The organism is uncultured Boseongicola sp. (assembly GCF_937988555.1).
In the GTDB taxonomy this organism is placed as follows: Bacteria; Pseudomonadota; Alphaproteobacteria; order Rhodobacterales; family Rhodobacteraceae; genus Boseongicola.
This window is the reverse complement of sequence record NZ_CALJXO010000052.1, coordinates 1-11957: the sequence shown is the minus strand read 5'-3', so window position 1 is coordinate 11957 and position 11957 is coordinate 1. Positions and strand designations below refer to the sequence as shown.

Annotated in this window: 11 protein-coding genes and 3 pseudogenes; 6 read left to right on the top strand and 8 right to left on the bottom strand. The window is 59.3% G+C overall.

Features of this window, described 5'->3' with window-relative positions:
• Together Q1B15_RS03420 and Q1B15_RS03415 are read left to right on the top strand one after the other, a co-directional pair.
• Positions 1 to 827, top strand: an 827-nt coding sequence (locus Q1B15_RS03420; RefSeq protein WP_299750174.1) for a substrate-binding domain-containing protein, incomplete at its 5' end; no start/stop codon positions are given.
• 138 nt (positions 828 to 965) lie between these two features.
• Positions 966 to 1976, top strand: a pseudogene (locus Q1B15_RS03415) (IS5 family transposase).
• Positions 1977 to 2114: 138 nt separating this feature from the next.
• On the opposite strand, the gene Q1B15_RS03410 reads toward Q1B15_RS03415, so the two are convergent.
• From Q1B15_RS03410 to Q1B15_RS03385, 6 genes and pseudogenes are all read right to left on the bottom strand, one after another.
• Entirely contained in the window at positions 2115 to 3125 is a 1011-nt protein-coding gene (locus tag Q1B15_RS03410) for a HipA domain-containing protein (RefSeq protein WP_299750171.1), read from the bottom strand.
• Between the two features lie 117 nt (positions 3126 to 3242).
• A complete protein-coding gene (locus tag Q1B15_RS03405) occupies positions 3243 to 3392 on the bottom strand; it encodes a hypothetical protein (RefSeq protein ID WP_299750169.1) in 150 nt (49 codons plus the stop codon).
• Between the two features lie 15 nt (positions 3393 to 3407).
• Positions 3408 to 3533 carry a hypothetical protein gene (locus Q1B15_RS03400; protein WP_299750166.1) on the bottom strand — a complete coding sequence of 42 codons (126 nt, stop codon included), beginning with the start codon at positions 3531 to 3533 and terminating at the stop codon, positions 3408 to 3410.
• 385 nt (positions 3534 to 3918) lie between these two features.
• Positions 3919 to 4011 (bottom strand): annotated as a pseudogene (locus Q1B15_RS03395) (IS6 family transposase); the annotation flags it as partial.
• A 50-nt stretch (positions 4012 to 4061) separates the two neighbouring features.
• Positions 4062 to 4361, bottom strand: a complete 300-nt coding sequence (locus Q1B15_RS03390; protein WP_299750163.1) for a type II toxin-antitoxin system RelE/ParE family toxin — start codon at positions 4359 to 4361, stop codon at positions 4062 to 4064.
• Positions 4354 to 4605 (bottom strand): type II toxin-antitoxin system ParD family antitoxin, encoded by a 252-nt coding sequence (locus Q1B15_RS03385; RefSeq protein ID WP_299750160.1) that lies wholly within the window; start codon positions 4603 to 4605, stop codon positions 4354 to 4356. The genes Q1B15_RS03390 and Q1B15_RS03385 overlap by 8 nt, the downstream gene beginning before the upstream one ends.
• Before the next feature lie 33 nt (positions 4606 to 4638).
• On the opposite strand from Q1B15_RS03385, the gene Q1B15_RS03380 reads away from it, so the two are divergent.
• Positions 4639 to 4929: a hypothetical protein gene (locus Q1B15_RS03380; RefSeq protein WP_299750157.1), complete on the top strand. Its 291-nt coding sequence runs from the start codon at positions 4639 to 4641 to the stop codon at positions 4927 to 4929.
• A gap of 36 nt (positions 4930 to 4965) precedes the next feature.
• On the opposite strand, the pseudogene Q1B15_RS23325 reads toward Q1B15_RS03380, so the two are convergent.
• Positions 4966 to 5205 (bottom strand): annotated as a pseudogene (locus Q1B15_RS23325) (transposase); the annotation flags it as partial.
• 794 nt (positions 5206 to 5999) lie between these two features.
• Between Q1B15_RS23325 and Q1B15_RS03375 the strand changes: the two are divergent.
• The 3 genes from Q1B15_RS03375 (at position 6000) to Q1B15_RS03365 (ending at position 11298) form a co-directional block, all read left to right on the top strand.
• Positions 6000 to 7181, top strand: coding sequence for a DNA repair exonuclease (locus Q1B15_RS03375; RefSeq protein ID WP_299750154.1), 1182 nt, complete (start codon positions 6000 to 6002; stop codon positions 7179 to 7181).
• Positions 7178 to 10585: an AAA family ATPase gene (locus Q1B15_RS03370; RefSeq protein ID WP_299750152.1), complete on the top strand. Its 3408-nt coding sequence runs from the start codon at positions 7178 to 7180 to the stop codon at positions 10583 to 10585. Before Q1B15_RS03375 ends, Q1B15_RS03370 begins: the two co-directional genes overlap by 4 nt.
• A gap of 461 nt (positions 10586 to 11046) precedes the next feature.
• Positions 11047 to 11298 (top strand): nucleotidyl transferase AbiEii/AbiGii toxin family protein, encoded by a 252-nt coding sequence (locus Q1B15_RS03365; RefSeq protein WP_299750149.1) that lies wholly within the window; start codon positions 11047 to 11049, stop codon positions 11296 to 11298.
• Between the two features lie 20 nt (positions 11299 to 11318).
• Here the strand turns inward: Q1B15_RS03365 and Q1B15_RS03360 are convergent, their stop codons facing one another.
• Entirely contained in the window at positions 11319 to 11759 is a 441-nt protein-coding gene (locus Q1B15_RS03360) for a hypothetical protein (RefSeq protein WP_299750146.1), read from the bottom strand.
• Positions 11760 to 11957 lie beyond the last annotated feature (198 nt).

Here is an 11957-nt window from a genome sequence, read left to right as displayed (position 1 = left end):
TCGAATTCGTGGCCCCTGCGACGGCTGAGGCCACTTCGCAGATTCCTTTCCTTGAGGCGCAAATACAGCGCGGCGTGGATGTGATTGCGATTTCCCCGAACTCACCTGATGCGCTGAACCAAGTGTTCCAGTCGGCGCGTGATAAAGGCATTCTGGTGCTGACAGTTAACGGCGACATCACTGGGAATGAGCAGTACCGCGATGCCACCATCCTGCCGACAGATTTCACTAAGGTTGGCGCCGACCAGATCGAGATGGTTGGTTCTCTGATCGGTTATGAGGGCGAGATTGCTATTCTTTCAGCTACGACCGAGGCACCCGACCAGAACTTTTGGATTGATGGCATGAACGAGACGATCGCCAACGATGCAAAATATGCAAATATGACTCTTGTGGCGACTGTCTACGGCGACGACCAGCCAGAGAAGTCGACCACTGAAATGGAAGCGCTTCTGGCAAACTATCCGAACCTGAAAGGCGTAATCGCGCCAACAACGGTCGGGATCGCGGCTGCCGCACAAGTGGTGCAAAGCCGTGGTATTGCCGATCAAGTCAAGGTCACGGGTCTAGGACTTCCGTCTGAGATGCGCGAATTTGTCAAAGACGGCACAGTTGAGGGCTTCCAGCTTTGGTCGCCTTACAACGAAGGTTGGCTTGCTGCCTACTTTGCAGTCGGTCTGAAGGACGGCACGATGACCAACATGGTCGGCGGAACGTTCGAGGTGCCAAACCTTGGCACGATCACCATCAACGAAGGTAACTCGATCAATACGCAAGCGGCGCTGACAACATTCAATGCCGGCAATATTGATGACTTCGATTTCTGAAGTCTGAAACATCGGCGGGCGCTGCTCAGGCGCCCGCTTTCCATCTGGGATGTGGATCACACACTTCTGGATGGCTTTGTGCAGGGATCGTTCTCAGCCTGATACTGAGGTTACTCCTTCCCATTCAGGATGCTGAGCATGCCGCACAAATTCAATGCTAACCGCCGAGGCAAAATTCCGAAGCAAAAGTATCGTGTGTCCAACTGGGCGAGTTACAACGAAAGCCTTCGGCGTCGCGGGGATTTGACGGTCTGGGTCAGCGAAGAGGCGCTTGGTTTGTGGCGGGCACCGCGCCGGGCGACGCGGGGTGGTCAGCGGACATATTCAGACCTGGCGATCAAGATCTGCCTGACCCTGAGCGCTGTCTTCAAGCAACCGTTGCGCCAGACACAAGGCTTCATGGGTAGTGTCGCGACCTTGCTTGGTGTCGAGATCGCGGTGCCAGATTTCTCCACGCTCTCGCGCCGGGGCAAGGGACTGACTTTGCCTGCGACGCATAAAACCGACCGATCCGATCCGGTCCATTTGGTGGTGGATAGTACCGGCCTGAAGGTCTTCGGCGAGGGCGCCCGCTCGGCAGCATGCTGTGCATGCGCCTGCCGGGTAAGAAATGGCTTGAGCAAAAGCATAATACAAAGCGCAAACGGCGCTCTTGGCGCAAGCTCCACCTCGGTCTTGATCTTGTCAGCGGCGAGATTGTATGCGCGGACCTAACCAAGGATGACGTCGGCGATCCGACGGCGCTGCCAGGTCTGTTGGATCAAGTCGACGGCCCGGTCGATCTGTTCCTCGCAGATGGAGCTTACGACGGAGAACCAACATCTGATTTGCTAGCCGCTCGGTTCGGATCGACGATCGATCTCACCTCCCAAGAACGCAATACTGAGCCCCAATGGGGCCAAAGATACGACGGCACGTGACCGCCATATCGCCGAGATCGCAGCCCGCGGGCGGATGGCCTGACAGAAAGCCACTGGCTACAATCAACGCAGCCGAGGTGAAACTCTCATGGGCCGCTGGAAAGCCGTTATCGGGCCCAAGCCAAAGGCGCGCAACTTCGAAAATCAGAAAACAGAAGCCAAGATTGGCGTCCGGGTTCTCAACCGGATGACCGGACTTGGCCGCCCAAGTTTTGAACGCACCGCCTGAATTCCGTCTCGGGGAGGGCGCGTTCCCAGTTGACGTTGATCTATGCAACACGGCCATCGCTTAGGTGGAAATACAGTTTTCGTATTTTTTCAAAACAGCGATTTCGATTTGATCTAAAGACGTTCAAAGTCGCTTTATTTAAGCGACTGCCGTAACCCGCTCCCTACAAATAGAAACCATCGCCTCTGCTCGTTCCTTTATATCACGGTCCATGCCGGGCAGATCAGGCAAAGAAACCCTGTCGATGGCTTCGGTAAAACGTTGCAAAAAAAGGTCAATCTCGTTATCAGCATCAGCCGCTGACAAGCCCGCAATCGCCGCCATCTGCATAAAGTCGCTGCGCCGCAAACGGTCATCTTTGCCGTTCAGTTTCAGGGCCATGCGGTCATGTTCAAGGCTCGGAAAGACCCTGGTCGTGACCGCATCATAGAGCGGCGCGAGGCGGATCGTGCTGAAACGATCCGCAGCAGGCCCGGCAATCTTTAGGAGCGCCAAATTCTTCAAGTGCATATCGCCGTCGCCGATCAACCAGGCGAACAGGGCGCGCTTGATCACCAACGGCAGATCTTCCCCGGCAGATGTCGACAGCGGTTGAACTGCGCGGGTTATCCGCTCGATTGTTCCATCGTATTTGGCGTCAGGGGGCAAATCGAGAACCGAACACAGGTCCTCCAAGGCAAAACGGCGTTCATCCGCGCGCGATGTGCGGATATCGCACCGCTCGACCAGCAAGGCTGGGGGCATGTCATCCGGCATTGGGACCAGAGCGATGTCAGGCGCTTCCAACCCCGAAGTACGGCCAAGAGACATCGCAAGATATTCGATCACGGGAAGCCCCTGAAACCCAGCTGTTCCCGCCGGTTTCAGGATATGGGTGAACGGCAGGCCCGCGCTTGGCGACAATTGACCATCCCGCGCCAAAACCATAGGCGCCTTGATCTGAACGCCAGACAGGCGCGGTGTGTCCGCCCGCTCATAAAGGCGCGCCAGCCCCGCCTCGAAGTCTGCTTCAAGCTTGCCGCGCCCCGGACCAGCATAGCGTCCAGTAAACACACCGTTGCGGGTATATCGGGACAACGATACGGCCAGAGTGTCTGCCGGTGGCGACGGAAGCTCGCCTGCGTCTTCGCTGATCGTAATGTTGGACATATATCGTTTGCCCGAGCGCAGCACAGCGCGCTCGTCTTTGTCCTTGAGAACCTTCTCCAGCCAGCCTTCAGGCAACAGTGACAGTATGCAGGGAGGAAGCCTGCCCGGAACCCGCTGTTACACGAGCGGCAGATCAAACCCGTCCTGTGGCTGCCATCGCCATTCAAATCCGTCGTGACTGAGCTGGCCAATGGGCTGACCATGCCAGGCGACCAGAAACGAAAGTGCGGCTTCGTTGCGTACATCCACCGCAACGGCGGTACGCAACAGATACCGCTCAGTCTACTCCCCCTCCCGGTACCATGTGTTCTCACGCGCTTGCGCCCAAACCGCATCGGCAGCCGCTGCTGGACTGCCGTATTCCTCGACGAGCCGCGCCGCGATCTCAGTGCGCATCGTGTCATCCATTGAGGTCGCGCATCGGGGCCGGATAGAGAACACTGGCGTCAAGGAGCGCGTGCGATCGCAGGCCTCCTGGGCCCCCGGGGGAAATTGCCGGTGAGCCATCATGTTCATGCGCATTCTCCTTTGCTGCGAACCTCAAGAAAGGCTTAAACGCAATGACTGCACCAAACAAATCAAGTGTAGCGCATCTGTTTCGTTGCGTGTTGTGTTTCGCACGCCAGTGCTTTGGCACTGATCAGGCACTCGGCGGTGCCCGCAGCCGCCATGGCGGCGTCTCCGCCCATGTGGGTGTCGATCCTTCGTGCATTTGACTGATGAGATCGCGGGTGCGACCGCAATCGCTTGAACCAGCGGTCCGCCGGGTCTCCGCGTCGCTCTAACCCGACGACAGGTGGCTGTTATCTGCGCGATTGTTGAGCCCCTTGTGCGACCAGTGATCCAGGCTCGGCGCCAGTTCTCGCTTTGCCGCGCCTTAGGATCGCGGGCCCACCATCCTGACCCTAGCTGGTCCTTATCGGAAATTGCTTCGCCTCATGAAGCTCGGAGCTGCTGTTGCACGTCGATAGACTGATGCAAAACGCGTATCACATAGATCGCGGCCTCTGAGACTTCATAAAACGCCAAGTGTCGTCCGGTGAGCAAACGTCTGGCACCGATTAGGATTTCTGAACACTCAGGGCCCAGAAACGGGCTTTCGGCGAGGCTCTGGAGGGAACGATCAATATCATCAAGATATCGATCGGCTTGATCCATGCCCCACTTATCAAACGTTGTGGCCCAGAGGTCTATGAGATCAGATTTGGCGGCTTCGCTAATCCGGATTTCACGCATCCTTGGCGCTCGTTTGAGCCCGCGCTTGCGCCTTGATTGCAGTCATATCGAGAGGTCCGGCATCGCCAGAACGCTTGCCGTCCATGAGGGCCACGCGCAGTCGTGCCCGTTGTCCCTCTTGTTCTTCCATGAGCCGCAGAGATGCGCGGATTAGCTCGCTTGTTGAACCATAACGACCTTCCTTTAGCATCAATGAGATAAAATCATCCCAATATGGGCCAAGTGTGACGCTCGTTCCTGCCATGTCAGCCTCCAATTGTACCTAGAAATAAGATATGTGGGTAATACTGCAAATGCAAACCTGCGGTTTTACGGACTGGGGCGGATGTTGGTGGGGTTCAAACTTTACCAAACTCAAAGTCTGGCGGCATCCGGCGCTGTTGCAGGGATCAACGTCGGCCCGGAACGCGCCCAACTCGAAACGGAATTCAAGCGGTGCGTTCGGAGATCGGGCGACCGAGTCCGGATTGAAAGCGAGATGCAGATTGCGGCATGTTTTGCGTGGCCTCGTGGTGCCATGCTTCTTGGCGTTCCAACCATTTCCACCATGCATCTTGAGCCCAGTTGAATCCACAATGAGCGTGATTGGCCCCTCAGAACGACGTGGACGATGTCCGATCTTCAACTCCGAGCTGCTGCGCGAAAACGTCGAGACATCGGGCACTGGAAGATTCAAGTTCATCGGTTACGCAATCGACCGCATGAAGCCCTGCGTTTGTCTCAACGCAAGTCGAAACAGGGCCCGCAACGTAAGACAAATCTCAATCGCTAGATCCGAATACCGCGGCTGACCACCGCGTGACTTGCGGTGCGGGGGCCGCCCAATTTTGAACCACGTTGTCATGCACCGTGAGGGTCTGGCCGGTTTTGTCACAAAGTTTGCCGTGACGTATCCTCCGAAGCCATCCGTAGATCGGTCACGAAATTTGGGCCAATGGTCGCGCGTGGATTACGTCGCCGGCTGCCTCGACCCGGCGATATCTGGCATCTTGACGAGGTGGTTGCGAAACTTAGTGGCCGGAAGTGCAAGGGAGACTTCAGCTACGGGTCGAGCCTTTCTTCTCCTCGGGGACAAGCAGGTTTTCACCGGCGTTAGACAGATCGGTTCCATCGGCCTGACCATCGATAAAGACGATGCCCTCGCGCACCGAGACGGCCAGAGAGCTAAACCATTCACTGGCGACCAGAATCCGCCTTAGACGATCTGCGATTTCTGAGTCGCGAACATCGGGTGTGACAGCGACCTCTTTTTTTGCGGGTCACTGGTGGGTGAATCAAGGGTGTTCGGCGACGTCTGCGCTTGAACAGGCGCGACTGCAAACACGAGCGCAAGCGCGGACAGGATTGCTAAATCGCCGATAACTTTTCGAATATGGCTGTTGTAGAGCGTGAAACTTGGTTTCATGAGTTTGCCTGGCAGTTGGTGGTTGAGGATAGCCTATGATTCCAACACTTGCACTCATCATACTTCCAGCACATCGACGCTGGAGCAGGACCGACGGGAAGCCGCGCGACCATCACGTCTCTGTCAGGCAAGAGCCGGTCGCTACATCGAGGAACAGAGAGACGGATTAGAACAAATGCAAAATAGGTGTATCAACGCAGAAGCCGCACTATTCGCGGGACTATGGACGGAATATGATGCGCTTTCTCGTTTCTGCTGACATTCACCTCGGATCACCAATCCAATCCGTGGCGCTGCGTAATCCCGACTTAGGCGACCGGTTGAAACGAGCCAGCCGCGACACCTTTGCCGAGATCATCGACTTAGCGATCTCGGAACATGTCGATGCGTTGGTGCTGGCGGGTGACATCTTTGACAACGATCACCCGGATCTAAAATCCCGCGCCTTTCTGATTGCACAGCTGTCGCGTGTCTCCGAGGCCGGTGTGCCTGCGGTGCTGATCAGGGGTAACCACGATGCACTGCTCGATCACCGCGCGCACGGAGATTTGGGGCCGAACATCCACCTTCTGCACAAGGGCGCTCCAACGGTCGAGATCGGCGACGTGGCGTTCCACGGACTTTCGTTCGATGCGGCTCATGTGGCGCAGAGTTTCCTACCGGATTATCCCCAACCTGTGCCTGGCAAGCGCAACGTTGGTTTGATGCATACCTCGCTTGGCGGCGCGCCGGGTCATGATCCCTATGCGCCCTGCGCCGAACGGGATCTGATGGCACATGGGTTCGACCTCTGGTGCCTCGGGCACATTCACGCGCCCTTCGAGCGTGTCGACGAACCGGTTCTGGCGGTGATGCCCGGCATCCCACAGCCCCGTCACTTTGGCGAGCGCAAGGGTGGTACCGTGACCCTCGTGTCCCTGGGAGAGGGCACGCCGGAGTTCGAACGCCGCGCCATTGGTCACCTGGGATTTTCCGAATGCGCGCTGGATCTGAGGGCATGTTCTGACCAACAGGAGGTCCTGCGTAGCTTGCGCGACGCGTTGTTGAGCGCGCAAGTGCCGGGTCGCGATATGGCAGTGCGTCTGCTCGTCACCTCGGACCGTCATGGGACGGACCTGGTGGCGGAGCTGGCGACGGAGGTGCTAGATAGCATCGACGGCGTATTTCTCGACAAGGTCAGATCTACCCCGCCGCCCCGCAAACTGGGAGCTGAGACTGACGATCTCGTCCGCCTGATGCACGACGAACTGGTCGAAGATGGCTTTCGACAGGCCGCCATGCAACAGCTCGAAGAGCTGCGTCTCGCCCTGCCATCCGAGATCACAGACGAGCTTGATGAGGACGGACTGGATGTGCTTCTGGAGGAAGCTATTGCCGAAGTCTCCCTGACATTGCACGCGGGAGCCGCGCAGTGAGGCTGAACCGGCTCGATCTGATCCGCTATGGTCGTTTCAAGGAGGCCGAGATCGCTTTTCCAAAGCATGATGACGGCACGCCCGACGTGACGGTGATCTTTGGTCCGAACGAGGCGGGCAAGTCCACGGCATTCCACGGCTTTCTGGAACTGCTTTTCGGGTTCAAGAGCGGGGCGCATCCCTATGCCTTCCGCTTCGATCGAAGCGATCTTCTGGTTGGCGCAGAGCTTGACCTGCCTGGGCGCGGGGCCACGATCTTGCGCCGCAACAGCAAGAGGTCCCAATCGCTGCTGGACGCGAATGACCGCCCGGTAAACGAGGCGATCTTGTCGGGCGCTTTGCACGGCGTGATGCGGAGCGCATACGAGGAACGGTTTTCGCTCGACGAGAAGGGGTTGCGCGAAGGCGGAGAACGGATCGCCGCGGCGCAGGGGGATCTGGGACAGCTTCTGCACGCAGGTCTCTCTGGCATGACGGGCATGGCACAAACTCTGGAGGCGCTGGAGGAGCGGGCCGACAAATTTCATAAGAAACGCGGTCGGGGCACCGTTCTGAAAACAGGCAGTGATCGCCTGAAAGAAATTGGCCGCGAGTTGCGCGCCGATCGCCTGACGACGGAACGAGAGCGCACCCTGCGCCGCGATCGTGACGGGGCTGCAGTCGCGTTTGACGCTGCCAATGCCGAGTTACGACAGACCCATCAACGACAGGCGGCGGCCAAGGCCGCGCTCGTCTGGTATGATCGGACCGAGGAGATACGGCAGCTGACAGGGGCCCTGACCAATTTACCGGACGGCCCCGATCTCCCTACTGGTGCGGCAGAGCGCGTGGCGGGCCTCGTCGAAAAAATTGCCGCTCTGAGGATCCGGATCACGGAAGTGGACGAAGAAATCGCCAAGCAAGATCAGATCGTCGCAGACAACCCGATCGACATGCTGACGCAGCCGTTGGCTGCAGAGCTAGAACGGCTCGATCAGCTCACCATCGACGGGGCACCGCTGATGGGCCGGGCCACCACCGCGCGGGCCGATCTTGCCCGGCGCATCGAAGACCAAGAGAAACTCACCAGCCAGATAAACGCCGCTCTGGCGCTCCTCCTGGTGCCGGACGCGCCGGCATCCGCGGTTGCCTTGGAGCCTCATGCGCTCGAGGATCTGGCCAGTGCAATCCAGGACTGCCTGACCGCCAACCTTTCAGCGGACGCGGCGCAGGAAGCCTTTGAAACAGCCCGAGCCCAACACGGTGATGCGCCAGCGGAACCGCAGGACCTGACTGCGCTGCGAGCCGCCTTCGATGTTTGGCAGGCTGTGGCGGATCTTTCCGCTTTGGAGACAGAACAGGATCAAGCTTTGGCGCGTCTGACAAAGGCCACCGCCAGCCTGCCGGGATCCTGGAAGGAACTCATCGATGCGGGCCTACCCGCGCGCGAGACACTGGAGGAAGTCGCCCGGGATTGGGCGGCCCTGACCGCCGAGCGCGGGTCGGCACGCAAAGACCTCGACGCCCGCGCCGCAGAACTGGCCGAGGCGCGGGCCGATCTTTCTTCGCTCGAGGCCGCGCCTGGCGCCGTCGACATCGTCATGACGGAAGAGACTCGGCGTCTGCGTGACATGGCTTGGAGCAGTCATCGCAACGATCTGTCCATTGAGACCGCAGATCAATTCGAGGCAAGGATGTATGCCGATGACGCCGCCCGCGCGCATTACCTGACTGGTTCCGAGGCGCGGCAAAGGTTGCTCGCAGCGCAAGGTCAGAAGCGGACGGCTGAGGTTCGGCATGACACCGCAAAGACGCGTCACGACGACTTGGTTACTCACCGAGACCAGCTGTGGGAGCGCTGTTCGAGACTGTCGCTTGCGCTGGGATTGGGCGAAAACGCGGCCCCCTCAGCCTTTGGAGCACGGCTACAAGCCCTAAACGCAGCGGGCGAAGCTGCCGCAAACCTTTCCAACGCGCAAGTGTCTCTGGCGGCCCGCCTAACGCGGCAGCAGAATGCGCGCAACGCGCTGGCTGATGCTGGGCGGCCTCTTGGCCTTTACCTCGATCAGGGCGACCTGCCTGTTCAGGTGCAACGGATCTTGACGCTGGAGGACACTGACCGCAAGGCCTGGACCAGATGGGAGGATGGCGAGACGGCCATCGCCAAGCTGGAGAGCAAGTCTGAGCTTTGCCGGAGCCTCTGCGAAGAGGCGCAAAGCAGGCTCGACCGGTTGACGGCTACTCTGCCTCTGCCGGATCGCTCGCTCGAAGGGATCCGTATCGCCCTGCCGCACCTGCGCAGTTTGCAGCAGGTGCACGCTGATCGTCAGAAGCTCGCCGCTCGGATTGAGGACCTGAAACAGGCGATTGCGGCCCTGACAGAGGGATCGCAGCGCTTGGCTCGGATCATGGATGATCCTGAAGAGGAGGCCCGTGCCGACCCCGTTCAGGTCATCGACCGTACGCGTGCACGCGTGTTGACGGCCACGCGCGCCGACGAAAAAAGAGCGGAGGCCGAGACCCGCCGAGATGACGCAGATCGGGCGAAACGTCGCGTAGATGCCGACCTGCGCACCGCACAGCAGGACCTGGCGGTCTGCTTCGAAGGGCAAAGCGGGGCAGACCTAACGCCTCGGGACCGGGTGGGAAAGCTGGTCGAACGCGATCATCTGCGTGCCGATAAGGCAACGGCGGACCGCGACCGCCAGAAAACCCGTGACGGTGTAGATGCCGATCTCTTTGCCGAGGAATTGGACCGGATGCCGGACGCCGCGCGCGCGGCAGAGCTGGAACAGGCCTTGAAAGACGCGCAAGACACCCGCGACACTGCCCGCGATGCGCAGCGCGAGGCTGACCGTCTGTACCGAGCGGCGTTTGAGGCCGCCGACCGCAGCGACCTGGCCACCGAACAGGCAACCCTGCGCGAAGAACTCCGTAGGGGCGCGCGTCAATCGGCGGTGGCCCGGCTGGGGGTGCTTGCGGCGCGCGGGGCGCTGCGTCGGCTTGCGGCTGAACGGCGCAGCAGCATGTTGCGTGACGTCGAAGAGGCCTTTGTCACCATGACCACCCCCGCCTGGACCGGCGTGGATGTCTGGAGCCAGGCCGAAGGCGAAAAGCTCGTTGGTATTCAGCCCGACGGCAGCACGGTTCCTGTGGAACAGATGTCGACGGGTACGATGGGTCAGTTGTACTTTGCTCTGCGACTGGCAGGATATCGCAGCTTTGCCCGCGATCCAGGGCCGCTGCCGATGATCCTCGACGACATCATGGAGACCTTCGACGACACGCGCGCTCGGGCGGCCCTGCAGCTTTGCGCCGAGATTGGAGCGAACGGGCAGGCGATCCTCTTCACGCATCATGCCCATCTGGTCGAATTGGCACGTGACTGCATTAAGGGGGTGGCCGTCGTGGACATGCCAGAATGATAGGTCTGAAAAGCGGCTAGGTTTGCAGTCTTTTTCTTACCTAATTTTGAAGCGAGTGGGCCGTTAAGGGGGAACTTGACCGCAGCCTGATTTGTGCAACAGAGCCAGTTTCTAGTGCCTTCCGATCTGCAAGGTTTCCGCTTCAGCCGTCGACTGGTGGGAAGAACAACCGACTACAATTGAAGCAACCACATAAAGGCATCTAGTCCCAGCCGCCGTCTCAAACTCGGTGCACAGAATGTTGATCTGCAACACGCGCCAAACTGGCAGGTGCGCGCGCCACATAGCAGAGCAGGGCACGCCTTCAGGGCAACGGCTTATTATGGCCAATCTGAAGCAATGCACGCTCTGCAGCGCCTCTGGCCGCACCCAAACGCTGAGGAAAGTCAGGAGCTCTTTGCGTTACGTGCAGGTGCGCCGACATGGCTGGCTCAAGAACTGAGCGTTCTGGCCGCCGTATAATGTCCAAAGTCCAAACCTACTTTTCTCTTACCGACCAAGACAAAATCGACGCGCTTGAAACGGCCGCCTCAATACTGGGGCGGCCTACCCATCTGCTTGAAAAGGACATTTGGGTTGTCTGGTCGCTGAATGCTCTCATTGACAGCGCACTGGGCAAAAGCCTCGCCTTCAAAGGCGGCACGTGGCTTTTAAAAGTCTACAGGCCGATCGACCGATTTTCTGAAAATGTCGACGTTACCTACGACATTTGAAAAGTCACTCCAAAGGCTGCTTACCGAACGGCCAAGCTGTATCTTGTGCTGCGCCCGCCGCCCTGGTCCTTGCGCAATCCTGCGAGTGCTACGAGGTCGGTTATGTCGCGCAGTGCGGTGTCGGTGGAGACCTTGGTGAGTTTCGCCCATTTGCCGGACGTGAGCTTGCCTTCGAACCCGTCCAGCAGCCGATTGACGACCGCGCGTTGCCGGTCTGGGAGCGGCTGGTCGCGCAACCGCTCCCAGACGTTCGCCTCGCGCAGGACCTCGCCGAGCACGTCGTCGGCGCGAAGGATCGCACGGTCCAGACAATCGGGGAACCAGACCAGCCAGTCGGTCACGTCGAGTTCGCCCTTCTGGCTGCGCTCCAGTGCGTCATAATAGGCATCACGCTCCCGGCGAATTTGGGCTGACATGCTGTAGAAGCGCTGCGGGCTGCCTTCGGCGCGTGCAAGCGCCATGTCGGCACCCGCGCGGGCGATGCGACCATTGCCATCCTCGAATGGATGGATTGTGACGAACCAAAGATGGCAAGCCCCGCGCGCAGGACAGCGTCGGTTTTGTCTGGTGCCTCGAGGAAGTTGGCCATCTCAGTGGGCAGTTGCTGGGCCTGCTGGGGTGCCTCGAAATGCACACGCTCCCGTCCATAGGGGCCGGAG

What these genes read in the sequence shown, in the direction of transcription:
- Q1B15_RS03410 (WP_299750171.1), bottom strand. Translation starts at nt 3,125, where the DNA reads ATGTCCAACATTACGATCAGCGAAGACGCAGGCGAGCTTCCGTCGCCA.
- Q1B15_RS03400 (WP_299750166.1), bottom strand. Translation starts at nt 3,533, where the DNA reads ATGGATGACACGATGCGCACTGAGATCGCGGCGCGGCTCGTCGAGGAA.
- Q1B15_RS03390 (WP_299750163.1), bottom strand. Translation starts at nt 4,361, where the DNA reads ATGCGTGAAATCCGGATTAGCGAAGCCGCCAAATCTGATCTCATAGAC.
- Q1B15_RS03385 (WP_299750160.1), bottom strand. Translation starts at nt 4,605, where the DNA reads ATGGCAGGAACGAGCGTCACACTTGGCCCATATTGGGATGATTTTATC.
- Q1B15_RS03375 (WP_299750154.1), top strand. Translation starts at nt 6,000, where the DNA reads ATGATGCGCTTTCTCGTTTCTGCTGACATTCACCTCGGATCACCAATC.
- Q1B15_RS03365 (WP_299750149.1), top strand. Translation starts at nt 11,047, where the DNA reads ATGTCCAAAGTCCAAACCTACTTTTCTCTTACCGACCAAGACAAAATC.
- Q1B15_RS03360 (WP_299750146.1), bottom strand. Translation starts at nt 11,759, where the DNA reads ATGGCGCTTGCACGCGCCGAAGGCAGCCCGCAGCGCTTCTACAGCATG.